This window comes from Methylobacterium sp. J-072 (assembly GCF_022829425.1).
In the GTDB taxonomy this organism is placed as follows: Bacteria; Pseudomonadota; Alphaproteobacteria; order Rhizobiales; family Beijerinckiaceae; genus Methylobacterium.
This window is the reverse complement of record NZ_JAKSYK010000020.1, coordinates 17,483-40,704: the sequence shown is the minus strand read 5'-3', so window position 1 is coordinate 40,704 and position 23,222 is coordinate 17,483. Positions and strand designations below refer to the sequence as shown.

General features: G+C 64.1%; 24 protein-coding genes and 3 pseudogenes. 13 read left to right on the top strand and 14 right to left on the bottom strand.

The window, feature by feature from the left end; translation table 11 throughout:
• The 4 genes from MKK67_RS01175 to fghA all read left to right on the top strand — a co-directional run.
• On the top strand, positions 1–199 hold a 199-nt coding region (locus MKK67_RS01175), incomplete at its 5' end, for a hypothetical protein (protein ID WP_243961175.1).
• Positions 200–209: 10 nt separating this feature from the next.
• Positions 210–404, top strand: coding sequence for a GMC oxidoreductase (locus tag MKK67_RS01170; RefSeq protein ID WP_243961173.1), 195 nt, complete (start codon positions 210–212; stop codon positions 402–404).
• 402 nt (positions 405–806) lie between these two features.
• Positions 807–1,943, top strand: coding sequence for an S-(hydroxymethyl)glutathione dehydrogenase/class III alcohol dehydrogenase (locus MKK67_RS01165; protein ID WP_243961171.1), 1,137 nt, complete (start codon positions 807–809; stop codon positions 1,941–1,943).
• A 187-nt stretch (positions 1,944–2,130) separates the two neighbouring features.
• Positions 2,131–2,964, top strand: coding sequence for an S-formylglutathione hydrolase (fghA, locus tag MKK67_RS01160; RefSeq protein ID WP_243961181.1), 834 nt, complete (start codon positions 2,131–2,133; stop codon positions 2,962–2,964).
• A 190-nt stretch (positions 2,965–3,154) separates the two neighbouring features.
• Here fghA and MKK67_RS01155 read toward each other — a convergent pair.
• Both MKK67_RS01155 and MKK67_RS01150 read right to left on the bottom strand, forming a co-directional pair.
• A pseudogene (locus MKK67_RS01155) lies at positions 3,155–4,256 on the bottom strand (IS3 family transposase).
• 122 nt (positions 4,257–4,378) lie between these two features.
• Complete coding sequence (locus MKK67_RS01150; RefSeq protein ID WP_243961169.1) at positions 4,379–5,320, bottom strand: LysR family transcriptional regulator; 942 nt, start codon at positions 5,318–5,320, stop codon at positions 4,379–4,381.
• Positions 5,321–5,765: 445 nt separating this feature from the next.
• Between MKK67_RS01150 and catA the strand changes: the two genes are divergently transcribed.
• From catA to MKK67_RS01130, 4 genes and pseudogenes are all read left to right on the top strand, one after another.
• Positions 5,766–6,692, top strand: coding sequence for a catechol 1,2-dioxygenase (catA, locus tag MKK67_RS01145; RefSeq protein ID WP_243961167.1), 927 nt, complete (start codon positions 5,766–5,768; stop codon positions 6,690–6,692).
• 23 nt (positions 6,693–6,715) lie between these two features.
• Positions 6,716–7,114: pseudogene (locus MKK67_RS01140) on the top strand (Rieske 2Fe-2S domain-containing protein); the annotation flags it as partial.
• Positions 7,115–7,463: 349 nt separating this feature from the next.
• Positions 7,464–7,916, top strand: coding sequence for a LexA family protein (locus MKK67_RS01135; protein WP_243961160.1), 453 nt, complete (start codon positions 7,464–7,466; stop codon positions 7,914–7,916).
• Positions 7,913–9,241 (top strand): Y-family DNA polymerase, encoded by a 1,329-nt coding sequence (locus MKK67_RS01130; protein ID WP_243961158.1) that lies wholly within the window; start codon positions 7,913–7,915, stop codon positions 9,239–9,241. The genes MKK67_RS01135 and MKK67_RS01130 overlap by 4 nt, the downstream gene beginning before the upstream one ends.
• A gap of 21 nt (positions 9,242–9,262) precedes the next feature.
• Here the strand turns inward: MKK67_RS01130 and MKK67_RS01125 are convergent, their stop codons facing one another.
• From MKK67_RS01125 to MKK67_RS01080, 10 genes are all read right to left on the bottom strand, one after another.
• Complete coding sequence (locus MKK67_RS01125) at positions 9,263–10,267, bottom strand: SMP-30/gluconolactonase/LRE family protein (RefSeq protein WP_243961156.1); 1,005 nt, start codon at positions 10,265–10,267, stop codon at positions 9,263–9,265.
• 324 nt (positions 10,268–10,591) lie between these two features.
• Positions 10,592–11,746 (bottom strand): acyltransferase family protein, encoded by a 1,155-nt coding sequence (locus MKK67_RS01120; protein WP_243961148.1) that lies wholly within the window; start codon positions 11,744–11,746, stop codon positions 10,592–10,594.
• A gap of 532 nt (positions 11,747–12,278) precedes the next feature.
• Positions 12,279–12,479 (bottom strand): glutathione S-transferase N-terminal domain-containing protein, encoded by a 201-nt coding sequence (locus tag MKK67_RS01115; protein WP_243961146.1) that lies wholly within the window; start codon positions 12,477–12,479, stop codon positions 12,279–12,281.
• A 217-nt stretch (positions 12,480–12,696) separates the two neighbouring features.
• Positions 12,697–13,899: a flagellin gene (locus tag MKK67_RS01110; protein WP_243961144.1), complete on the bottom strand. Its 1,203-nt coding sequence runs from the start codon at positions 13,897–13,899 to the stop codon at positions 12,697–12,699.
• Positions 13,900–14,257: 358 nt separating this feature from the next.
• A complete protein-coding gene (locus tag MKK67_RS01105) occupies positions 14,258–14,395 on the bottom strand; it encodes a hypothetical protein (protein WP_243961142.1) in 138 nt (45 codons plus the stop codon).
• Between the two features lie 76 nt (positions 14,396–14,471).
• Positions 14,472–14,840 (bottom strand): hypothetical protein, encoded by a 369-nt coding sequence (locus MKK67_RS01100; protein ID WP_243961140.1) that lies wholly within the window; start codon positions 14,838–14,840, stop codon positions 14,472–14,474.
• A gap of 177 nt (positions 14,841–15,017) precedes the next feature.
• The gene (locus MKK67_RS01095) at positions 15,018–15,242 is read right to left on the bottom strand and encodes a DUF3684 domain-containing protein (protein WP_243961138.1); all 225 of its coding nucleotides are present in this window, start codon (positions 15,240–15,242) and stop codon (positions 15,018–15,020) included.
• Positions 15,243–15,636: 394 nt separating this feature from the next.
• A complete protein-coding gene (locus tag MKK67_RS01090; protein ID WP_243961135.1) occupies positions 15,637–16,011 on the bottom strand; it encodes a DUF4440 domain-containing protein in 375 nt (124 codons plus the stop codon).
• A 698-nt stretch (positions 16,012–16,709) separates the two neighbouring features.
• Positions 16,710–16,910: a hypothetical protein gene (locus tag MKK67_RS01085; RefSeq protein WP_243961133.1), complete on the bottom strand. Its 201-nt coding sequence runs from the start codon at positions 16,908–16,910 to the stop codon at positions 16,710–16,712.
• A gap of 67 nt (positions 16,911–16,977) precedes the next feature.
• A complete protein-coding gene (locus tag MKK67_RS01080; RefSeq protein ID WP_243961131.1) occupies positions 16,978–17,340 on the bottom strand; it encodes a hypothetical protein in 363 nt (120 codons plus the stop codon).
• 492 nt (positions 17,341–17,832) lie between these two features.
• On the opposite strand from MKK67_RS01080, the gene MKK67_RS01075 reads away from it, so the two are divergent.
• From MKK67_RS01075 to MKK67_RS01065, 3 genes are all read left to right on the top strand, one after another.
• Complete coding sequence (locus tag MKK67_RS01075; protein ID WP_243961129.1) at positions 17,833–17,994, top strand: hypothetical protein; 162 nt, start codon at positions 17,833–17,835, stop codon at positions 17,992–17,994.
• 11 nt (positions 17,995–18,005) lie between these two features.
• Positions 18,006–18,509, top strand: coding sequence for a hypothetical protein (locus MKK67_RS01070; protein WP_243961119.1), 504 nt, complete (start codon positions 18,006–18,008; stop codon positions 18,507–18,509).
• A gap of 126 nt (positions 18,510–18,635) precedes the next feature.
• Positions 18,636–19,109 carry a GNAT family N-acetyltransferase gene (locus MKK67_RS01065; protein WP_243961117.1) on the top strand — a complete coding sequence of 158 codons (474 nt, stop codon included), beginning with the start codon at positions 18,636–18,638 and terminating at the stop codon, positions 19,107–19,109.
• A 107-nt stretch (positions 19,110–19,216) separates the two neighbouring features.
• On the opposite strand, the pseudogene MKK67_RS01060 reads toward MKK67_RS01065, so the two are convergent.
• A pseudogene (locus tag MKK67_RS01060) lies at positions 19,217–19,504 on the bottom strand (allophanate hydrolase); the annotation flags it as partial.
• A 175-nt stretch (positions 19,505–19,679) separates the two neighbouring features.
• Here MKK67_RS01060 and MKK67_RS01055 point away from each other — a divergent pair.
• Positions 19,680–21,272, top strand: coding sequence for a gamma-glutamyltransferase family protein (locus MKK67_RS01055; protein ID WP_243961179.1), 1,593 nt, complete (start codon positions 19,680–19,682; stop codon positions 21,270–21,272).
• An 87-nt stretch (positions 21,273–21,359) separates the two neighbouring features.
• Complete coding sequence (locus MKK67_RS01050) at positions 21,360–22,658, top strand: MFS transporter (protein ID WP_243961115.1); 1,299 nt, start codon at positions 21,360–21,362, stop codon at positions 22,656–22,658.
• 202 nt (positions 22,659–22,860) lie between these two features.
• On the opposite strand, the gene MKK67_RS01045 is transcribed toward MKK67_RS01050, so the two are convergent.
• Complete coding sequence (locus tag MKK67_RS01045; RefSeq protein WP_279594641.1) at positions 22,861–23,175, bottom strand: RidA family protein; 315 nt, start codon at positions 23,173–23,175, stop codon at positions 22,861–22,863.
• Between the last annotated feature and the right edge of the window lie 47 nt (positions 23,176–23,222).

Genomic DNA, 23,222 nt, shown 5'->3' with positions numbered 1-23,222 from the left:
CAGCCGAAGGTGCCCTCATCCTGAGCTTGCCGAAGGATCGACCACCCGGCGCCGCTCCGGCACGACGTCCTTCGACAAGCTCAGGATGTGGGTCCTTCTGATCTGGATCCTTCTCGACGCCGCGGCGGTGCATGCCGTGGCTCTTGCACCATTCCTGGCTGCGCTCGGCCGTGAAGGTTCCGCCGCGGAGGGGCACTGACGACGCCGCGGTGGTCGACCCAACGCTGCGGGTGCGCGGCATACGCGAGCTGCGGGTCGTCGACACCTCGATCATGCCCCGTATCGTGAGCGGCAACACCAATGCGCCGACCCTGGCGCTCGCGAGCAAGGGATTGGCGATGATCAAGGCCGAGCTCGCCGGAAACCTGCCCGTCCCGATTCGGCAGCCCGAACTGGCAGCGTGAGGCCCCTCCCCTCGATGGGCGCGTCGATCCCGCATCGGCGCGCCCTGATCGCCCCGGCGAAAGCGGAGGCCAGAGGGCATCAAGCTCGCCATCGGCCTCACCCGGGGCCGCACGCATCGAACTCGTCGTGCCCGACCTCCTTCGCTGCACGCTGGTCGGGATGTGCCCCTTCAAACCGGCAGGCGACACGCACTTGGCGCAGAGCGGTACTGATCGCGCGTCGTCGGAAGCAAATCGAGTGGGCATGCCCGAAACCCGAACGCAGACGTTGCATCCCGGCGCCAGAACCATCACACACGCACCAGATTTTCGGACCGTTCGGTGCACAGCCCTTGAGCGAGGTGCGCCGAAGAGTCGGCCGTTCGACGCCGTCCGTGATCGTCCAGACACTAGGAACACGTGATGAAGACGCGCGCCGCGGTCGCGTGGGAGGCCAAGAAGCCCCTCACGATCGAGACCATCGACATCGAGGGGCCCAAGGCCGGCGAAGTTCTCGTCGAGCTGATGGCCACCGGCATCTGCCACACCGATGCCTACACCCTCTCGGGCTTGGATTCCGAGGGCAAGTTCCCGGCGATCCTCGGCCATGAGGGCGCGGGCATCGTCCGCGAGGTCGGCGCCGGCGTCACCACGCTGAAGCCCGGCGACCACGTCATCCCGCTCTACACGCCGGAATGCCGCAACTGTAAGTCCTGCCTCTCGCAGCGCACCAACCTGTGCACCGCGATCCGGGCGACCCAGGGCCAGGGTGTGATGCCGGACGGCACGAGCCGCTTCTCCTGCGTCTCCACCGGCGGCAGCCCCGGCGGTTCAAGCACCGTGTTCCACTACATGGGCTGCTCGACCTTCTCGAACTTCACGGTCCTGCCCGCCATCGCGCTCGCGAAGATCCGGGAGGACGCCCCCTTCGACAAGATCTGCTACATCGGCTGCGGCGTGACCACGGGCATCGGCGCGGTGATCTACACCGCCAAGGTCTGGCCGGGCGCCAACGTGGTGGTGTTCGGTCTCGGCGGCATCGGCCTCAACGTGCTCCAGGCCGCCCGGATGGTGGGTGCCGACAAGATCATCGGCGTCGACATCAACCCGGAGAAGCAGGCCATGGCCCGCAAGTTCGGCATGACCGACTTCATCAACCCGAGCGAGATCGGCACCGACAAGGTGGTCCAGGCCATCGTCGATCTCACGGGCGGCGGCGCCGATTTCTCGTTCGACTGCACCGGCAACGTCCACGTGATGCGCCAGGCCCTCGAATGCTGCCATCGCGGCTGGGGCGAGTCGATCGTCATCGGCGTGGCCGAGGCCGGCCGCGAGATCTCGACCCGTCCGTTCCAGCTGGTCACCGGCCGCGTCTGGAAGGGCTCGGCCTTCGGCGGCGCGCGCGGCCGCACGGACGTGCCGAAGATCGTCGACTGGTACATGGAGGGTAAGATCAACATCGACGATCTGATCACCCACACCATGCCGCTGGAGGAGATCAACCACGGCTTCGACCTCATGCACGAGGGCAAGTCGATCCGCTCCGTGGTCGTCTACTGACACGCGCGCCGATGAAGGCGCTTCCCCTCCCCCTTGCGGGGAGGGGCCAGGGGTGGGGGGCGGGTGACCCTCGGCCGGCTGAGGCTGGCGGAGCCACCCCCACCTCCAACTCCTCCCCGCAAGGGGGCGGAGAGCCGCGAATTCCTGAAGACGATCGTCTCAGCCCCCTCGCAGGAGATCACAGGTGATGGAAACCATCTCGAAGGCCCGCGCCCATGGCGGCACGCAGGGCGTCTACAAGCACGATGCCCAGACCACGGGCTGCCCGATGACCTTCGCGGTGTTCGTGCCGCCCCAGGCCGAGAACGGCCCGGTCCCGGTGCTGTGGTACCTGTCCGGGCTCACCTGCACGCACACCAACGTCATGGACAAGGGCGAGTACCGGGCAGCGGCGGCCGAGCACGGCGTGATCATCGTGGCTCCGGATACCAGCCCGCGCGGCCCCGGCATCCCGGACGAGGAGGGCAACTGGCAGTTCGGCTCCGGCGCCGGCTTCTATCTGGACGCCACGCAGGCGCCCTACGACAAGAACTACCGGATGTGGAGCTACGTCACGGAGGAGTTGCCGGCGCTCATCGCGCAGGAATTCCCCGCCGACATGACCCGCCAGGGCATCTTCGGCCATTCCATGGGCGGCCACGGGGCGCTGACCATCGCGCTGACCTACCCCGAGCGCTTCAAGTCCTGCTCCGCCTTCGCACCGATCGCCCAGCCCTCGACGGCCGGGTGGTCGAAGCCCGCCTTCGAGAAGTATCTCGGGTCCGACACGGCCGCCTGGCGCGCCCACGACGCCACCGCGCTGATCGAGGACGGCAAGCGCTTCCCCGAGTTCCTAGTGGATCAGGGCACCGCCGACAGCTTCCTTCAGGACGGCCTGCGCCCCTGGCTGCTGGAAGAGGCCTGCCAGAAGGCCGGCATCGCGCTGACCCTCAACATGCGCGAGGGCTACGACCACTCGTACTTCTTCATCTCGACCTTCATGGCCGACCACATCGCCTGGGCCGCCGCGCGCCTGAAGTGATGGCGCCGGAGCGACAGGGGCAGCGAGGCTCGATCCGACTTGGCTCGACAGGGCCGGCGAACCCCATCGGTGTGCCTTTCGTTGATCGGTGATCCATCCGCCGAGCCTCGCGATCGGCCCCCGTGAGGTAGTCCAAGGCTAAAGTTAGTGCACGGCGGGCTTGGAGTTGACCCCGTTTGTGGTCTACCGCCTATACAAGTTCCCGGGCGGTGACAGCTTGGTTGGCGAAGGCTCGGGGCGTCAAACCGCCCAGGGCCGTGTGGGGTCGATCTTCATTGTAGTGGCACCTCCATGTCTCGATGCGCTCTCGGGCATCGGTCAGCGACAGGAACCACGAGGCGTTCAGGCATTCCGCCCGTAGGCAGCCGTTGAACGACTCGATGTCGGCGTTGTCGGTCGGCTTGCCCGGCCGGGAGAAGCCGATCTCGACCCCGTTCAGGTAGGCCCACGGGTCGAGCATACGACCGGCGAACTCAGGTCCGTTGTCCACCCGCAGGCTCTAAGGCCGCCCCCTTAGCCGAACCAAAGCGTCCAGCGCCTCGGTCACCTGGAAGGCGCGGACGTTGGTTCTCGGTGTGAGTGAGCGTGACTCTCGCGTATGGCAATCGACGAGGGTCAGGATCCGGAACGGACGCCCGTCAAACAGGCGGTCGGACATGAAGTCCATCGCCCAGACCTCGTTGGGTCCGCCGATCGCCGGTCGCCCCTGGCGATAGCGCCAGGCGCGCTTGCGCTTGGGCAGGTTGGACTGGATCGACAGCCCCTCGTCCCAGTAGATCCGGTCGGTGCGCTTGTGGTTCACCTCCCAGCCCTCCCGTCGCAGCAGGATGTGCAGCCGCCGATAGCCGTAACGGACCCGCGCGGCGGCCAGCGCCTTCAGACGCATGCGCATTGCGACCTGCGGGTCGGATCGCTTCCTGTAGCGCTGCGACGAACGACTGACGCCGGTGGCCTGGCGGGCCCGACGCTCGCTGACGTCATAGGCACCTGCAGGTGAGCGGCGACCTCGCGGCGAGCGGCGGGCCTCACCACCTTCGCTTGAGCACGTCTCGGCACGCATCGAGCGGTCCAGCGTCAGGTCCGCGACCAGCCGCTTCAGCTTGCTGTTCGTCCTCCAGCTGGTTGAGCCGGCAGATCTCCGGCACCTCCATGCCGACGAACTGCTTCTTCCCGCGGTAGAAGGTTGGCTCGAATACGCCCATCTTCCGGCAGACCTCGTCCACCGTCGCACCGTTCTCCGCCTGCCGCAGGGCGAAGGCGATCTGTTCGTTCGTGAAGCGTTTGCAGGGCATGGCATCCACCCTCCTGCAGGGTTCAGGAGGCCCGAAAACTTGCGCTCAGCGCGGACCCGTTGGCTGGGTCAGGGTCAATCATCGCACCCATGTGGATTGGCCCATGGAGCCGAACGGACGGATCAAGCGTCGCCCGTCTCGGATTGGACAGCCCGCAGGGCCTCCGGCACGCCGTAGCCCCAATCCGCGTATTTGCGGGCGATGATGCCCTTGAGGCTTGCGATCTCCGGCGAGATGTCGCCGATCCGATAGCTCATGATGATCGGTGACGAGACCGGCTCGGCCAGTTCGACGTAGCGGACATCCTCCGTGCGGGCCTGGCGGACCGATTCCGGCACGATGGCGATGCCCTCTTCCGCGGCGACCAGCCCGATCGCGATCTGCAGCTCGCGCACCTCGTGGATCAGTCCGAGTTCGACGCCGGCATCGTGGAACACCGACAACACCTGGTCCGCATAGCTCGGCCGCGGCGAGCTCGGATAGAGGATCAGTCTCTCCTGCGCCAGGGTCGCCAGGGATACCCGGTCGCCGCCGCGACCGAGAGGGCTGCCGATCGGCACCGCGGCCGCGAGCATCTCGCGCCGAAGCACGGTCCGGCGCACCGCCGGGTCCTCGAACCGGATGCGGCCGAAGCCGACATCGATCCGCCCTTCCTTGAGGGCCGCGATCTGGTCGAGCGTCCCACTCTCCACCAGGGACAGCTCGACATTTGGCATCTCCGCACGGAACTCGCGGATGAGAGCGGGGAGGCGCGCGTAGATCGTCGATGCGACGAAGCCGATCGTGAACCGTCTCCGTTCGGCCGCGACGGCGGCGTTCATCATCGTGCGCATGTCGTCGACCCGACGCAGGATCTGGATCGCCTGATCGTGGAAGAGCTGTCCGATCGGGGTGAGGGTCAGGGGCCGGCTGACCCGATCGATCAGCGTGACGCGCAGCTCCGCTTCCAGCTGCTGGATGGACCGGCTGAGGGGCGGCTGGGCGATGCGGAGCCGTTCGGCGGCCCGGTTGAAGTTCCGCTCGGATGCGACCGTGACGAAGTATCGAAGCTGTCGCAGGTCCAACCCCATACCCTCCCGGTATGCGCTCAAGACTGCAATGATCTTTGATGCACAGGCGACGAAGGCATACTCTCACTAGACTAAAAACGAAAGGGAGGCCGCGCCTAAGGCCATGATCGCACTATCAGATCGATACCTTTATCGTTCGATGTCTCGCCGAACGCGCGGCACGAGCCGCCGACAGATCGGCTCTCCGGTGCGCGATGCCGTGAGGTCCCGCAGCGAAGCTCTTCGAAGCGCCGGGTCTACCTGCGCCTGAAACCGCTTCGCTCGCCATCGACCCTCAGCGCTGTCGATGGGATCGAGCGGGCGCCCTCCGGCAGCGACGCCGGCGCGAGATCCTTCAAGAGCCGGCCTGACGGCACCCCGGTCGGCCCCTGATCCGATCCTGACGACGACCGCCGGTAAAACCGCGGCGTCGGAAAACCATCCCCCTAGGAGAGGCGACATGACGACATTGACGAAGTCCGCCGAGATCGAAGCGTTCCTCGATAAGATCGCCGGCATCGACAATGATGCGGGGGTGGGAAGCCGCCGCACCAAAGAGATCGTCCGCAAGATCGTCGGCGATCTGTTCGATACGATCGACCGGTTCGACGTCAGCGAAAACGAGTTCTGGCACGCCCTCAACTTCGTCGCGGGCGGCGCCCCGGAATTCGGGCTCTGGGCCGCCGGCCTCGGCTTCGAGCGGTTCCTCGACATCCGGGCCGACATCAAGGACCGGGCCGCCGGAATCCCGGAAGGGACGCCCCGGACGATCGAGGGCCCCCTCTACGTCGCCGGTGCGCCCCTGGTCGAGAGTGGGGCGCGGATCGACGACGGAAGCGACCCGGCCGAGACGCTCATCATGCACGGTTACGTGCGCGACGTGGCCGGCCATCCGATCCCCGGCGCGATCGTGGACGTCTGGCACGCCAATACCAAGGGCAACTATTCGTTCTTCGACCCGTCGCAGTCGGACTTCAACATGCGCCGGCGGGTCAAGGCGACCCAGGACGGTCGCTACGAGTTCCGCAGCATCGTCCCCTCCGGATACAGCGTGCCTCCAGGCGGCAGCACCGACCTGCTGCTCCGCGCCGTCGGCCGTCACGGTATTCGGCCCGCGCACATCCACTTCTTCATATCCGCCCCCGGGTATCGTCATCTGACGACGCAGATCAACATCGAGGGGGATCCCTACATCTTCGATGATTTCGCCTACGCGACGAACGAAAACCTCATTCCGCACGTCGTGCACCAGGACGATCCGGCGGAGATCCACGCGGCCGGCTTGAACAGTCCTTACGCCGACATCGCGTTCGACTTCACGCTGCCGCCCGCGGCCAAGGCCGACGACGAAAGCCTCTCGACGCGCCAGCGCGCGCTTGCCGGCTGACTTATGATCTGAGGAGGTTCGCCATGACGACAATCCAGGACAAGCTCGGGCGGGCGGTGGTCGACGATGCCGAGAGCGGCCTCTTCCGGTGCCGCCGCGACATCTTCACCGACCCGGAGATCTTCGAGCTAGAGATGAAGCACATCTTCGAAGGCAACTGGGTCTATCTGGCCCACGAGAGCCAGATCCCCGAGCCGAACGACTACTTCACGACCAGCATCGGCCGTCAGCCGATCATGATCACCCGCGACAAGGAGGGCACGCTGCACGCGTTGATCAACGCCTGCGCCCATCGCGGCGCGATGATCTGCCGGCGCAAGCACGGCAACAAGGGCAGCTTCACGTGCCAGTTCCACGGATGGACCTTCGGCAACACCGGCAAGCTCCTGAAGGTCAAGGACGGCAAGACCGGCGACTATCCGCGATCGCGTCGGACATGGTCTCGCCTTTCTGGCTTTCTTCAGCCGCACTCCCGGCCCTTCGCCGTTCTCTTCGATGAAGATGACGCCGACGGCTTCGAGGCGACCCACCAAACGCTCCCGCAGCCCGATATGTCGCGGTTGTGGTAATACGCCCGCCGACGCCCTGAGGCGGGAGCCGAGAGGCACACACGAGGCGCGGCAGGGCATCGCAAGTGGCTGCCTGCGCACGCGTTTTTAGGAGCGATCCACAGCCCTCCACCGGCAAGATGATGCCCTCTGCGATCATCCGTTGAACCACGGACTCGTATCGGGTCTGTTCGCGTTTGTTCTCACGCGAGCGGGGCGGCAGGTGCAACTCAATCGGGTCGACGAGCTGTTGATCCAGAGCCCCGACGCCGTGCGGGTCCCGCTGATCGGGCAAGCCCTGTGCGCGGGCTTCCCCAGCCCGGCGGACGACTTCCTGGAGGGCGCGCTGGAGCTGCCGCGCTGGCTGGTGCCGAACCCGCCCGCCACGTTCCTGTGGCGCATCTCCGGCTCGTCCATGGAGGGGGCCGGGATCTATGACCGGGATCTCGCCTGCGTCGACCGCAGCCTCAAGCCGTCCCATGGTAGCGTGGTGGTGGCGGCGATCGACGGGCAGATGAGCTGCAAGCGCCTGGTGATCGACGGCAACGTCGCCCGTCTGGCCTTTTGCAGCCCAGACCTGCCGGCCTTCGCGGTCGACGAGCTCGGCGAGGGTGTGATCTGGGGCGTGGTGCGCTTCTCGATCCGGTGGCATGTCGCGCGAGGCCGGCTGTCGTGAACGCCCTGCAGCTGCGCCAGCGCAATCGGATCGGCGGTGGGCGCGCCGTGGCGCTGATCGACGGCAACAGCTTCTATTGTTCGTGCGAGCGCGTGTTCGATCCGAAGCTCGCTGCGGTGCCGGTGATCGTGCTCTCGAACAACGACGGCTGCGCCATCGCCCGGACCAGCGAGGCCAAGGCGCTCGGCATCCGGATGGGCGACCCGTACTTCAAGATCCGGGACATGTGCCGAGTCCAGGGCGTGCGCGTGTTCTCCTCGAACTACACGCTCTACGGCGACATGTCGGGGCGCACGAACGCGGTCTACCGCCAGTTCGCGCCCCAGGTCGAAATCTACTCGATCGACGAGAGCTTCCTGAACCTCTCGGACGTGGCGCCAAGCCTGCGGGTGGAACTCGCCCGGGATCTGCGCGCCACCGTGCGGGCCTGGACTGGCATCCCGACCTGCGTCGGCATCGGCCCGACCAAGACCCTGGCGAAGCTCGCCAACCACATCGCCAAGGCCGTGCCCGAGCTGCGGGGCGTGTGCGACCTGACCGACGTGGCGGCCTACGAGCACTGGCTCTGCCGGATCGGCGTCGCCGAGGTCTGGGGCATCGGCCGGGCCTCGCTCGCCAAGCTGGAGGCCATGGGCGTGGACAGCGTCGCAGACCTGCGCGACCTCGATCCCCGGCCGGTGCGCAAGGGGCTGACGGTCGTGGGTGAGCGCATCATCCACGAGCTGCGCGGGCTGGCCTGCCTGCCGCTGGAGATGGTCCCAGCCCGGCGGAAGGGCTGCGCGGTCACCCGCTCATTCTCCGGCCGGATCGAGGATCGGGCCACGCTCGAGGAGGCGGTATCGGCCCACGCCACGCGCCTGGGCGAGAAGCTGCGGCGCGAGGGGCTGGCGACCAACCACGTCACGGTCTTCTACCATACGAGCGAGCATGATCGGGACGCGCCGATGCGATCGGTTTCGACGACGGTCACGCTGCCGGAGCACACGTCGGACACGCTGGCGCTGATCAAGGCGGCGCGGCACGGGGTGGCGAAGACTTGGCGCGAGCCGGGCGAGCGACCGTGGCGGTATTCCAAGGCGGGGATCGTCACCAACGATCTGGTGCTGCTGGCGCACAGCCCGCGGGCGCTGATCGGACGGATGGACCGGGAGCGCTCAGGGCCGTTGATGGCGGCGATGGACGCCTGCAATGCGCGTTGGGGTCGAGGTGCGGTGGTACCGGCCCGTTCCGGGCTCGTAACGAGGCGCGATTGGAGCACCAAGTTCGAGATGCGCACGCCGCGCTACACGACGCAGGTCACCGAACTGCCGGTCGCCCATGCCTGAGAGCGATGGTCCGAGCTGTGATCAGTTGCGCAGCGGCTTCGCGCCGATCTCCAGCCGATAGATCGTCGTTGGGAATTTCACCGCCGACGCCTCGCCGCCGTTCATCGTCGGCGTGCGGTTCATCTGCGCTGCCGGGATCCACAGGCTGCCCTGCTCATCGATCCACATTGCGTCGACCCAGACCAGCCGCGGATCCTCCAAGAGCGTGCTCACGCTTCCGTCCGGAGCAATTTTGAGTATGCGCAACCCGTCTGTGTCGCTCGCGTAGATCGTCCCGTCCGCGTCGATTGCGGTCCCACCGGTCGCCACGGTGGCTGCGAACAGCTTCACGTGCTTGGCCCGCTCGGCCTCGCTCATGCCGGAGTCGTCCAGATAGCGCGTCTCGATGCTGTAGAGGGGGCCGGTACACGCTTGGTAGTAGAACGTCTTACCGTCAGGGGAAACTTCGAGCTGATCGGCGTGGATGAACAGGAGCTTGCCCTTGTCGTCCCGCAACGTGCGGCCCTGGCCGGTGAGCGGACGCTGCGCGATGGTCGACCAGTGCCCATCGAGCGCGCGCCTCAAGGTTCCCGTGTCGAGATCGAGCACAATCAGCCCGGGCTGACCGGCATCCGTCAGGTAGACGTTGCGGCCATTGAAGCGGAAATCGTCGATGAAGCTCCGTTCGGTCGTCGCCGCCTGCAGCGGGTAGACCCGGAGGACGGCGTTGGTGGCAAGGTCGATCTGCACGAGCTTCGGGCCACCTTGGAGGGGTGCCTCGCCCATGCCGGGTGCGCCCTTGTCGACCACCCAGAGGTCACCGTCAGGCCCGATGCGGATAGCGTTGACCGCCACGAAGGCCTTGGCCGGGTCGTCACCATGCTTCCACGCGTTCCACGCCTCGTCAGGGAATGCGACAGGCTTGCCGTCGCGCCATTCGCCGAGTTCGATGCCCTTGCCCTTCGTCTGGCGCTGGAATGGCGAGAACAGCCGGCCATCCTTCGCCTTCGTGAAGCCGTTGAAGACCAGGCTGTCCGATTGCAGCATCGGCTTGAGCGCGTCGGGACCAACCTGAGCATCAGCAGCGTGAATGGGCAACGCTGAGCACCCAACGAGCAAGAGGGTGAGGATCGAAGAGCGGATCATACGCGACCATGAGTGCTGTCGTTGCGGTGTACCCTCCTGAAAGCACGAAAGACCACCGGTGTTCCCGGGCGATTTTTGACAAGTGCGTTGGCTCTAATCGACGCCATCTGCCGCCGGTGGATCTGCACGCTGTCGCTGAAGAGGTTGCCGGTGGCTGAGGTCGTGACCCCAGCCTTGGTCCATTTTTTTACTTGCATTCAACGCCCCTCAACAATTCGAGTGTCTTTATTCAAGAAACTTGAGACCGTGATGTTTTCGTAAAAGTCGAGGAAGAACGAGTTTTTGTGTGAGCCATTTTCTTATGGGCGCATCAAATAGAACATAGGCCACAGCAGAGGCTACCAAAATCATTAAAGTTGCACAAAAGACAACTCCAAGGCGTCCAAATAGAGGCAGCTGCAGCACTGTCCCACCCCCACCGAGGTACCTGAGTAGCGGATAGTGCAGGGTGTAGATCGGATAGGAGAGATCGCCGCTCCATGCTGACCAGCGCCGTCCTGTCGACCTGAACCGCGCTAAGGAGGCGGCCCATACTATCCAAGGCAAGACGAACAAGACGCAAACAGTGTCAAACGTAGAGTTAATATGCCCTAAATCGGGCGTTAATAATACGAATATTAACACACATGTCGGTATAATAAATAAAACATTCGGTGAGTGGTTTCGGAAATGGAATAAGATTATTCCTGAAAAAAATGACCACCCCACGCGTGGAAACCCTAGCCAGAAATCATCTCTGACAGCGCCGAAATCAATTTTGCCTGTCAAGTGTACACCCCAGATCATCCCGAGAAAACTAACTATGAGAAGCGGGACCAACGTATGTAGCCTTAGACGGGACCAAGCCCAAACCGCGAAGACTCCGTTTGCAACAGCCTCCAGAAAGAGCGACCAAGACGGACCATTCAACGGGAAGACTGTGAATGTCAGTGAGTTTGGGTACAGCATCGGCATCAGTATAATGTTAAGCAAAAAGGCTGATACCGCATCGATCAAGTGCTGATGCTGGTTAGTTATTCCCGGTCGTGCAAACTCGCCGATAGCTGCAACCAGCGTACCCAGAACGATAAGTGGTATTAGGCGGATCGCGCGAATGAGCACGAACTCCGGAACAGCCAATCGCCCCGAACTAATTCGGGTCTGGTAGGCCCGTGCAATTACAAAACCACTCAAAGAAAAAAAGAAATCGACGGCCAGATATCCGTGAGGAAATAAAAAAGGTAAGTTAAATCGCGTCGAGGAATGGTACAGCACGACTGCTAGGGCCGCGACACCGCGGAGAAAATCAAGACCGAGATAGTGATCATTTCTACCCGACGCTGCCGGAATATTAACAGATGAAAAGGAACCTGCCTGAAAAAAACGCGACAAGACAGACATAGCTTCTCATCCCTTATCCGCAGGAGCCATCGTCCTACCGCGGCTCAGCATCACATCATTGAACAAATTACCAGAGGCTGAGGTACGAATGTTCGTCTCCGGACCAGGCTTCTGAACGACGACGTTCACGGAGCCGTTCGCCTCGACCTTCGTGCCGCCCACGACACCGGCACGGCCGGCGGAGGCGTCGAGGCGGCCCTCGCCCTTGTGCATCGCCTCGAAGGCCTTCCACGCCTTCTCCCAGGTTGCCCGGCTCCCGCCGCCCTCCCACTTCCGTGTTGCTGCGGGCGGGGCTCGGGTGCTGCAATAGCTGCACCCGAGTTGCTGACCCCCGAAAAGTCAAACTTTCCTTCTTCGTTGAGGAGTATGACGCCCGACCCAGGCTGCGAAAAGACGCGCCGGCCGCGCGTGAACGGCGGGAACACCGCGACCGGCGCGCTCGCTTGCAGGAGCCAGAGAAGGCTCAACCGCCGCGATAGGTGACATGGGGATCGCCGGAGGAAACAGCAGATCTCCCCGCTTGGGCTCAGGCCTAAGCCGCTTCCTTGGCACCGACCTGCAGCACTGGCACGCGCCGATATCCGCCCGTTAGCGGATCGAGAAGCGGGCGGGGCGGGAGTGCCGCGATCTCGACCGAGGCCCAGTCGAGGTCCTTGATGCCGAAGGCCCGACGGATCTTCTCCGAGTAAGGGGAGGAATCGTAGTAATGCAGGACGAATGCAGGTTCGGGCACGGGAAACTCCGGGCCCCACAAACTGGTGCGGGCAAGCGCCTGAATCAGCCAGAATTCCCAAGAGCGCCCCCCTCGGGGACACGTTTCGTCGGTAAGCCCCTGTTCAGCGCAGCTGACCCGGACGCGGCATCCCCGCCATGGCGCTTTGGCCGGCCGGAGCACTAACGGAAACGGCCGGGGCGCGCGCCGGCCGTTTCAACGTGGAGGTCGCAGACCCTTACCGCAGCAACTGCAGGATGCCCTGCTGGGCGGTGTTGGCCAGCGACAGGGCCGAGATGCCCAACGACTGACGGGTCGACAGGGCCTGCGAGTTCGCAGCTTCCTGGTTCAGATCGGCCGCCGTCAGGTTCGACGAACCGGTATCGAGCACATTGACTAGGTTCTTCGTGAAATCCTGACGGTTCTGCACTACTGACAGGTTTGAACCAAACGTAGAAGCGTCGGTACGTAGCTGACTGGATGCAGTTGTGAGCTTGTTCAGGGTCGTATTGACGTCGGCGTTGAGCAGGAAGTTGCCCTGACCAATCGTTGATGTCTTGTTCGATATACTCGTAATCGACGTCAGCCCTAGACCGCTAGATGTCTCGTCGGTCGCCGTTACCTGAAGGTTTGAGTTGCCCTTTGGGTTGAAATTGATCGTCAAATTATTGTTGTCGCTTTTGCCGTTGATCAAGTTCGTGCCGTTGAAGCTTGAGTCGCCTGCGAGCTGATCGATCTGCGTCAGCAGGCTATTGTACTGCGAGGCGAGCGTCGCCCGGGCCGAGACGCCGGACACGCTCAGGTCCGAACTCTGGCTCGCCATCGTGGTCAGTGTGCTCGTTCCGTAACTGGGGCCCGAATTCGCCGTACCGGCAGCGAAACCGAGCGCCGTCTGGCTGGGTGTGTCCTTGAACTCCAGATCCGAGGACGCGTTCATCACAATCTTGGTGCCGTCGGTGCTCTTCGTGAAGCTACCGGCCCCAACAACCGTGTTGAGCTTGGTGAGGGTCTGATCAATTGTGTCGCCCGTCGCTAGTGAAACGGTGGTAGCGGCGCCATTGATATAAAGGTTCAGGGTAGCGGCGCCAGTCGGGGCAACATAGGCGCTTGAGGCGGTGCCGGTGGTGGTGATCTGGGTGGACAGTGCCTGGTTGGCGACCGACTTGGCCTGATCGACCAGCTTCTGGATTGAGGTGATGCCCTGGTTGGCGGCCTGGATCGCCTGGATACCGTTGGAGATACCGTCGAGCAGGTTGCCGAGATCGCCCGAGCGCTGGCTGAGCGATTGGGCCGTGAAGAAATTCACCGGGTTGTCGAGGGCCGAGGAGACCTTCAGGCCGGTGGAAAGCCGGTTCTGCGTGGTCGCGGTCAGCGCAGCCGTGTCCTGCAGCGAAAGCAGGTTCTGGCGGGTGGCGGCGGTGAGGGTGACGCTGGAAGACATTGAAAGGCATCCATTTTCTGGCGCACACCGCTTTTTTGCACTATAAGATGAACAAAATATTATCGATCTCTATCGAAAATAAATAATCTTGGAACGAAAACCAGTTCACTCGGTGCGATTATGGGTCAGCTCTGGGGCGGAAGCCGGCGGGAGGGGGGCGTTGTTGACATCCGGAACACGCCAGGTCGAGAGCCGGGCGAGGCCATATAAAGTCAGATCGTGTGACTGTCGGAGCGGCACGTATCGGGGCAACGATGGTCACCGCCATTCCTGCCCGTAACGACTGCTACGGTTCGAGACGGCACTCCCGTACAACCAAGATCTCCTCAGTAATGGTGACGAGGGGCCTTTTGCCGTCCTACGCCCATGTGGTTTCCTTGGCCTTGCGCGGCCGGCCAGCGCGCTTGGGCTTGTCGGAGACGGTCTCCGCAGGCTCAGCGGCCCTTGCGGCCTTGGTCTCGCGGTATCCCTGGACGTCGCTGGAGTTCTCGGACACTGGCGCTCCTCTCAACCTGTGGGCGAGAGAAATAGTGTGCTATTCCACTCTGTCAGTAGGCGGCCGGGCCGGCAGCTCAATCGATTGCGCTGGAGTGTTTCTTCGGTCTGCCGACACCTCTCGTCCTCGCAGGTGCAGCCAAAGGGGCCTTCCCAGCAGCGCGGCGCTCGTAGGCTTCACGGGCCATCGCTGCCAGATCCTTCTCAGGAGCGGCACCAGTCGCAGTTCGGCCCGGCGGTGTAAGCTCAGGAAACAGGGTCGGGTGCCGCTGCAAGCGCCAGCGATCGACCGCTTCCAGGCAGTACATGCCGGTGTCAGGATCCGGGCGAGGGAAGCCCCGGGTGAACAGCCTTACCTTGCACGTCTCAAACTGCACGATGGTCAGGTGCAGACGGCGGGCGACCTTCTCGGCCGGGATGTCGGCCGGGTCGACGGCGAACCGCACGTCCGGAGCATGGGGTACGCTACGGGGCATCAGTCGGTCCAGCTTTGCGCAACCGCACACCCGGCCCCTCGCCATTCTCCTCGATGAAGATGACGCCAACAGCGATCAGAATCGCCGAGATGGGGCTGCTGATCGCTTTGGCATCGCATCGCTGGCCCATGGGTCCAGTGGGCATACTTAACCACCGCCCCGATTATTCATCTGAACGAGCCGGGTCAGAATTTCTTCAAAGCTCGGATCTCGTTTGACGCCATCCACAACGGCGGCTGTTGCGATTAAATCGCGCTGCAGGTCGGGATCTAATAAGGGCCACGCCAGGATCACGGACGCTCCTAACTGGGCCAAGGCCACGTTATCTTGTTCGCCGTGCGTGTTGATGAGCGCACGATCTTGATCTGCCATGGGAGCCTCCTGTTTATCGTCATGCATACGGCAGCGGGAGAGGACGTGCGAACGTACGAAACGGAGTCGAGGAGCGCGCAGAACCAGGTTCAGACTTCAAATTGAGATACTGCCAGACTTCGAGTCGGCGCTGCTCTGCATAGCTAGTTCATCTACGATAGCCCTATCGATTGCCTCGATTTCGGCCTGCACGTTCCGGATACTTTCCTGCTGATCTACCGATCTGCGGCGATCCATCACCATCTCCTCGCGCAGCTTTCTCAAAGCCTCAACCGGACTCAGCATAAATTGCTCCTTTCAGGACGGGCCGCCCTGGCTCTTCGCCGTTCTTCTTGATGATGATGACACCGGTGGTTCTGCGGGCGGCCTGTTAGGGCCGCCCATATCCCACCAATCAGCTGCTGACTTTTGCGGCGGGTGTCACGAGCGGAGGCGTTTGCTGGTGCTGCACGACGCGCCAAACCTCGTGCTCCAGACGGCGGTACGTCGATGTGCAGTGTGCCTCGTACGTTTCGCCGTCGCGGCTCGCCTCTGCATGATAGGCGATCACGATGAGACCTTCCTGCGGACGGCTGATCCGCTTGTCCGAGATCTCGATCGCGGCCCACCGCGGCGTGGAGGCGACCGCCTCGATCGCCTGGGTCCCACCGAGGACGAATGGCGGCTGTGGAAGGACCATGAGACATTCTTCGTCGACGAGCTCGCGGTAGTGATCTGCGTCGCAGGTCCACAGGCTCTTCTCGAACGACCACACGCGATCATCATCCACGGCGTTCTCCCTGGTTCTTCGAATTGTCGAGGAAAGCGGACCGCTGACACGTTCGTTCCGCCTGCGACCTGGCGCAGACTCGGTGGACACCGGGCCGAACCGGAATAGCGTGATCTCGCGCCGGCCGAACCTACGCGGCAAAGCTGGACGATGCCGATCGCCTCTTACCTCTCCCGTCGCGTGCTCGCCGCCGAGCTGATTATCAGCAAGCGGCGTTGACGAGCTCGTTCGCAGCGGTCTCGCGCTGCCCGGGGGATGACGTGATGCTTTTCGCCCGCAGGTAGCTGCAGCCCTCCTTCGCCAAGACGGCGGCAGTGATCGAATCCGGCTGGGAAGGGCCTGAGAAATGGTGACGGACTGATCGGGACTACCGTCCGGACCCATCAAAACCCAGGCCGGACCGATCTCGTGTAAGCTCTGCCTTGCCGCAAACCCAAGGTAGGCCACGATGGATGACGATCAGGACCGGGTCGTTGACCCCAACGGACCGCCGCCTTGGATTCACCTGCTGACGCAGCAGCAACGCGACTGGCGGGCAAGGCAACACATGATGGGCCGCAATCCCGACTCATACATTCTGGGACAGTTGGATGATGCCGGCGCTTGGCCGCCCAGAACCAAGCATCGCACCCGTCGCACCCCCCCCGGCCCCTGGCCGTTCTTCTTAATGAAGATGACGCCGGCGGCTTCAAGTGCGGCTACCAGAGGCGCAGCAGGTAACCACCAGACAGCACGACGACGGTGAGGGTTACGATCGAGAGGTAGAACCTTTTTGCGGCTTCGGTCCGAAGATTGGCCCGGCGCTGATTGGTTCGAGGCCTGAAGGCAACGATCTTCGGATCCGACAGGTGCTGGGTCAGGCTGTCGGGCAGCCTACGCTTCGATCGTCCCATACGCATATGCCTGTCCTCCCCACGACCACTTCGGCTTCAGCGCATCTCCAGGCGGCGGATGAGGGTGGCAGCCTCACAGGCAGCCAACTCGTTTAAGGGCGCCTATCATCTTGCGACCAATCCGGAAGCCATTCAGCACCTCGGACCCGAGGATCTGTACGCGCTCTTCTTCGCCGTGCCGCAGGTAGAGGAAGAGTCGGTAGCCAGTCGAGGCGCCGGTCTCGTCAAACGCGTTCACCTGTCCGCAGAACTCCTCCTGCACCGCAGCCTCGGTGATGATGCGCCGGATGTTGCGGAACTGGGTGAGTGGGGGAAGTGGGAACTGCGATGCGACGCGCAAGCGAACCCGAGCCTCCGAGGCCAGAAACTGATCCGAGAAGGCTTCCTCAACTTTGCCCTGACTGAAGGCTGGGTGCGAAAGGAGCATCAGGCTCATGAGAACGCCGCCCAGCGCTTCTCTCATTTCAGGTAGCCCTTCGCCTTCAGATGCTCAGAAACGACCTCTCGGACGGCGTCGGGCCGAGAAGGCTTCGGCTCTGGTTGATCGGCAATCCAACCATCGAGCGCGTCTAGCATTGGCCGGTGCATGCGCGCGCGGACCTCCTCGCTGTCAACAGAGGGGCGGCCACGCGTCGAATTTTTGCGCGCATTAATTGACATACCTATTTTATACGCGCATAAAAGACGGGCCGCAACGGGGCTGGCACCCCGAAACGGCCCTCACCAGACACGTCCTTCGGAGACGATCATGGCTACCAGTAAGCCTACAGCACCGGCTCGCGCCGGTGAACGCCCGCGCTCGCCTTCTCAGCCTTTCACTGAAATCCCGGACTTCAGCCAGCCAGTCCCAATTCGCCGGCCGGTTGTGATCGGGACAGTCCGCGAGCTTCCGAGCGAACGCCGTACCCCCATCCTGCCGAATGAGCCGATGCCTGGCGCCATCGAGCCGTGGGAGGCTGTAGCTCCTATCCGCCCCGATACGGCGCACGTCCGTGCCCGGCGCTTCCTGGATCTCGCTGGCGAGGCGTTGGCCGCTACCCTCATCATCGCCGGGGGCGTGTTCGCCTACGGCTACCTTCCTCTCGCGTGAGGGAGAGGACCATGACCAAATCCCCCTCCAGGAAGGCACCGGCTGGCCCGCGCACGTCCCTGCGCGAGCGGGCTGCCGACGTAGGTGCCTCGGCCGCCCGCGTTCTGGGACGGAAAGCCGAGGAGCCGGCTGTGCCTCAACCCATGCCGTTGGCTAAGACGCAGGCTGACGCGGTGGAACTGAGCGGCCTCAACATCACCCAGCTCAGCAATCTCTTCGACGTGTTTGAGGCGATTCACCACCAGTGGCTCGCGGTAGGCTGTCAGCCGTTCGCAGAGAGCCATGACCCAATCGTCGGCGTGCGCCCCAATGCAGCTGGCGATCTTGCTGAGCAGGAAGCCTCGCGTGCGGCCCTGATCCGTGACCGCATCGCCGATGAGGTGCGACTGCGAAGGCCGCAGGACGACTGGCAGCGCGACGAAGCCCTAAGCCTGCGCATCAAGGACGAGATCTTATGCGAGGGGGCGATCCGGAATCGCGATCTCCTCATGGAAGCCGTGAAGGTCTGGGGCTGATCATGAGCAATGTCGTTCCATTTCCCACGAGCCGTCGGGTGATGGCCAAAGCCATTCCGCGAGAGGAGTTCGAGCATCTCGCGGAGCTCGCGCTCGATGTCGTAGAGCGGATAGTCGCGCTGTTAGATGATCGGGATGACGAAGCTGGTGCCCAAGCCGGCGATCGGCGTTTCCAGCCTAACAATCTCCATAGCTTGCAATTTCGGGCCGATTACTGTGGCCTTGAGATGGAGTGATAGGCCGGACACCGACGACAGCTATGGCGTTTCAATCCGGCTGGAGGTGGTCAAACGCGCTCCGATGGATGTGAGGCAAGGGAAGAACATGACGGACTTGGTGCGCAACAACGTCGACCAAAGCCGTTTCGAGCTGGGGGCCGGAGATGCAGTTGTATTCGCAGATTATCAGCGCGAATCAGGCTGCCTCATCATCAGCTACGTCTACGCACCACCTGCCTTGCGAGGCACCGGAGCTGCTGGACAACTCATGGAAGGCGTGGTGGCACACGCCCAGGCAAGCGGCGACCGGATTGTACCCCTGTGCGGCTACGCCAGGACTTGGCTGCACAGGCACCGCGCGCATCGCGATCTGATCGCGTGAGGTTGCCAAGACAGATTATTCAGATCAATTGGGATCGTCGGCCTTGGCATAGCAAGGTGCGTGGCCGATCCTTTGAGTCCAGGGACTTCTTAGAAGCGGCAGGTCTGTTAGCCCGCGGCACCACCTGCCACGTAGCTGCGCCAGCAGCCGAACTGGGTGATGTCGTCCGCACCTGCGACGCCAGCCGCCTCGACGAGAAAGCCCTTTGGCGCCGTCCCGTCGGCGAGCCTTAGGGAGCCGATGCCGAGAGGCGTCGGGATGGCAGCCACGAAATCGCCGAAGGCGGCGGGCGGCAGCGCCCAGACCTCCGTCTCGATGCAACTGCCTTCGCCCGCGGCCACCCGGAGTAGACCCGGGCGCTGCGGCGGCCCGCCCGGCAGGGCGTAGAGGCTGAACGCAAGGCGGGCGAATGGATGGGCCATCCATGCTGACCATCGAATAAGGATGACGAGGTGATTGGGGGCAAGGTCATCCGTGAGTCGTGAAACACGACACAACGTGGACCAGCGTAAGAGGTACAAGAGTTGCCAAGCCAGGTTCTAAGGGACGGGCGCATTCACGAGGCCGATGATGCAGTACCGACACGATGCGATCTACGCCTCTCGCCGCTCGCCGGTCTTCGCCCGTAACCTTGTCGCCACGTCGCAGCCGCTTGCCACACAAGCCGGCCTGATGATGCTGCACCAGGGCGGAAACGCCCTCGACGCGGCGCTGGCGGCGGCCATCGCGCTGACCGTGGTCGAGCCCACCGGCAACGGCATCGGGTCGGACGCCTTCTGCATCCTCTGGCACGAGGGCCAGCTGCACGGGCTCAATGCCTCCGGGCGCTCGCCGGCCGGCTGGACGCCGGAGCGCTTCGCCCATCACAGCGCGTTTCCGCATCGCGGTTGGGACACCGTCACGTTGCCCGGCGCGGTCTCGGCCTGGGTGGAGCTGTCGCGGCGGTTCGGCCAATTGCCGTTCGCTCGCCTGTTCGAGCCGGCCATCGGCTACGCGGAGGAGGGCTTCCTGGTCTCGCCGGTCATCGCCGAGCTGTGGCGGCGCGGCGCGGCGGAGCTTAAGACCCAGCCCGGCTTTGCGGCGACCTTCATGCCCGACGGGCGGACGCCAGCCGCCGGCGAACTGTTCCGGGCCCCCGGCCATGCCCGCACGCTCCGGCTGATCGCTGAGACGCGGGGCGAGGCCTTCTACCGGGGCGAGCTGGCGCATCGGATCGCGGACTTCGCCCGCCAGCATGGCGCCGCCCTCGACGAGGGCGATCTGGCGGAGCACTCCACGGATTGGTGCGGCACCATCCGGCAGGATTTCGGCGGCGCGAGCCTGCACGAGATCCCGCCGAACGGGCAGGGCATCGCGGCCCTGATGGCGCTGGGGATCCTGCGCTCGACCGGCCTCGCGGACCTGCCGGCGGACAGCCCGGACGCGCTCCATCTCCAAATCGAGGCGATGAAGCTCGCCTTCGCGGACGTCTATGCTTACGCGGCCGACCTGCGCTACATGACCAACGTCACCCACGACCACCTGCTCGATCCGGCCTATCTCGCCTCCCGAGCGGCCCTGATCGACCGACGACGCGCGCAGGTCTTCGGGCACGGGGCGCCGAACGAGGGCGGGACCGTGTGCCTCGCCACCGGCGATGCCGGCGGCATGATGGTCTCCTACATCCAGTCGAACTATTCGGGCTTCGGCTCCGGGGTGGTGGTGCCGGAGACCGGAATCAGCCTGCAGAACCGCGGCTACGGCTTCACCCTGGCCGAGGGCCATCCCAACCAAGTCGGCCCGCGCAAGCGCCCGTTCAACACGATCATCCCGGGCTTCGTCATGCAGGACGGTGCGCCGCTGATGGCCTTCGGCTTCATGGGTGGCCCCATCCAGGCGCAGGGGCACGTGCAGGTCCTCGTGCGGACCCAACTCTGGGGGCAGGACCCGCAAACCGCCGTGGATGCGCCCCGCTGGCGCCACGTCGCCGGATTGCAGGTCGCGGTCGAGACCGCCTTTCCGGCCGCGGTGCTGGGCGAGCTGGAGGCGCGGGGCCACGAGCTCGTGCGCGAGCCGCCGGATTCTGCCTTCGGTTTCGGCGGTGCGCAGCTCGTGCGCCGGATCGAGGGCGGCTACGTCGGCGGCTCCGACCCCCGCAAGGATGGCCACGCCGGCGGCTTCTAGGGCGCTCGCCACCGGTGTGGATAACGATTCGGCGGCCAGCGCGCCGGACCGCACGATGTGTCGCCGCGTACCAGGATCAAGCTCATCATGACAGAACCGGTCGAGGTCGTCAGGACGACAGCACCCTCCCGCGACGCGTCACAGATGTACAAGGCGGTGATCGCGTCCTCGATCGGCAATGCCCTCGAGTTCTACGACCTGACCCTGTACCTGTATTTCGCGGTCACGATCTCGAAGCTGTTCTTCCCGACCAGCAACCCGACCACCTCGCTGTTGCTGGCGCTGGGCAGCTTCGGCATCTCCTATCTGATGCGTCCGCTGGGCGCGATCGTGCTCGGCCTGTACGCCGACAGGGTCGGCCGCAAGCCGGCGCTGATGCTGTCGATCCTGCTCATGATGGTCGGCACCTTCATGATGGTGGTGATGCCGTCCTACGAGTCGATCGGCATCTTCGCGTCGATCGGCGTGCTCGCCGCCCGGCTGATCCAGGGCTTTTCCGTCGGCGGCGAGTTCGGCGCCTCGACCGCCTTCATGGTCGAGCACGGTCCGGCGCGGAAGGGGTTCTTCGCGAGCTTCCAGTTTGCCAGCCAGGGCCTGGCCAGCGTGATGGCGGCCCTGTCCGGGGTCATCCTGAGCGCCACCCTGAGCGCGGACCAGATCGCCTCATGGGGGTGGCGCCTGCCTTTCGCGTTCGGTTTGCTGATCGGGCCAGTCGGCCTCTACATCAGGCGCAACATCGCGGAGACCCCCGAATTCGAGGACTCGACCGAAGGGGAGGCGACCAACTCGCCCATGCGCGACCTGTTCGTGCAGCAATGGCTGAACATCCTGCTGGCGACCGGGCTCGTGGCGACCTCCACGGCGCTGAACTACATGATCAGCTACACGCCGACCTACGCGGTCAACCAGCTCGGCTTGCCCTCCTGGATCGGCTTCGTCGCCTCGTTCGTCGGGGCCGTCATGCTGATGACGGTGGCGCCGCTTGTCGGGCACTGGTCGGACAGCATCGGCCGGACGCCGATCATGCGGGCCGTGGTGATCGCGGTCTTCGTGCTGATGTTTCCGGCCTTCGCGCTGCTGATCAGCTATCCGGCCCTGCTCGTCATCGTGCCGGTGCTCGCGCTGATCGGCGGCCTCAAGGCGAGCTACAGCGCAGCGCTTCCGGCGCTCATGGCCGAGATCTTCCCGACGCGCACGCGCAGCACCGGCATGAACATCAGCTACAATGTCGGTGTAACGCTGTTCGGCGGCTTTGCGCCGTTCTGGATCGAGAGCCTGATCGCGATCACCCATACGGCGCTCGCCCCGAGCTTCTTCCTGATGTTCGCGGCCAGCGTCAGCCTGGTTTGCATTGTCCTGGTCCGGCGGAAATTTGGGTTGCGCTGATGGCAGTCGGAAACCTCTGGACCCTCGTCTGAAACGGAGTTTGACGGGCCGGCCCATTCCGCTGCCGGACGACGAACAAACTTTGAGGAGACGGCGTCTGCCCTGATGCCGACCCACCGGGTAGCCCGCTGATGGCTGGAAGGCCCCCCAGCGCGGCATGTCCCGGCCTCGATCGCCATACGGGAGCGAAGCCGGGAACCCGCTATTTCGCGGCCGTGATCACGGCTTCGATCAGGACGTTGGGGCCGAGCTCGGCGACGCCGATGGTCGAGCGGCTCGGCAGGAGTTCGGGTGCGAACCATGCGGTCCAGGCAGCATTCATTTCGTCCTTCAGGTTCATGTCAGTGATGTAGAGCGTAGCCGTCAAGACCTTGCTCTTGTCGCTGCCGGTCTCGGCCAGCAGGGCGTCGATGCGCGCCAGCACCTGCTCGGTCTGCCCCTTCATCGAGACCGAGCGATCCTCGGCGACAATGCCGCCGAAATAGAGGACCCCCGCGTGCTCGACGACGCGGTGCATGATGGGCGTGCGGATATGACGGTCGATCACGGGGTGTGGTCCTCTCT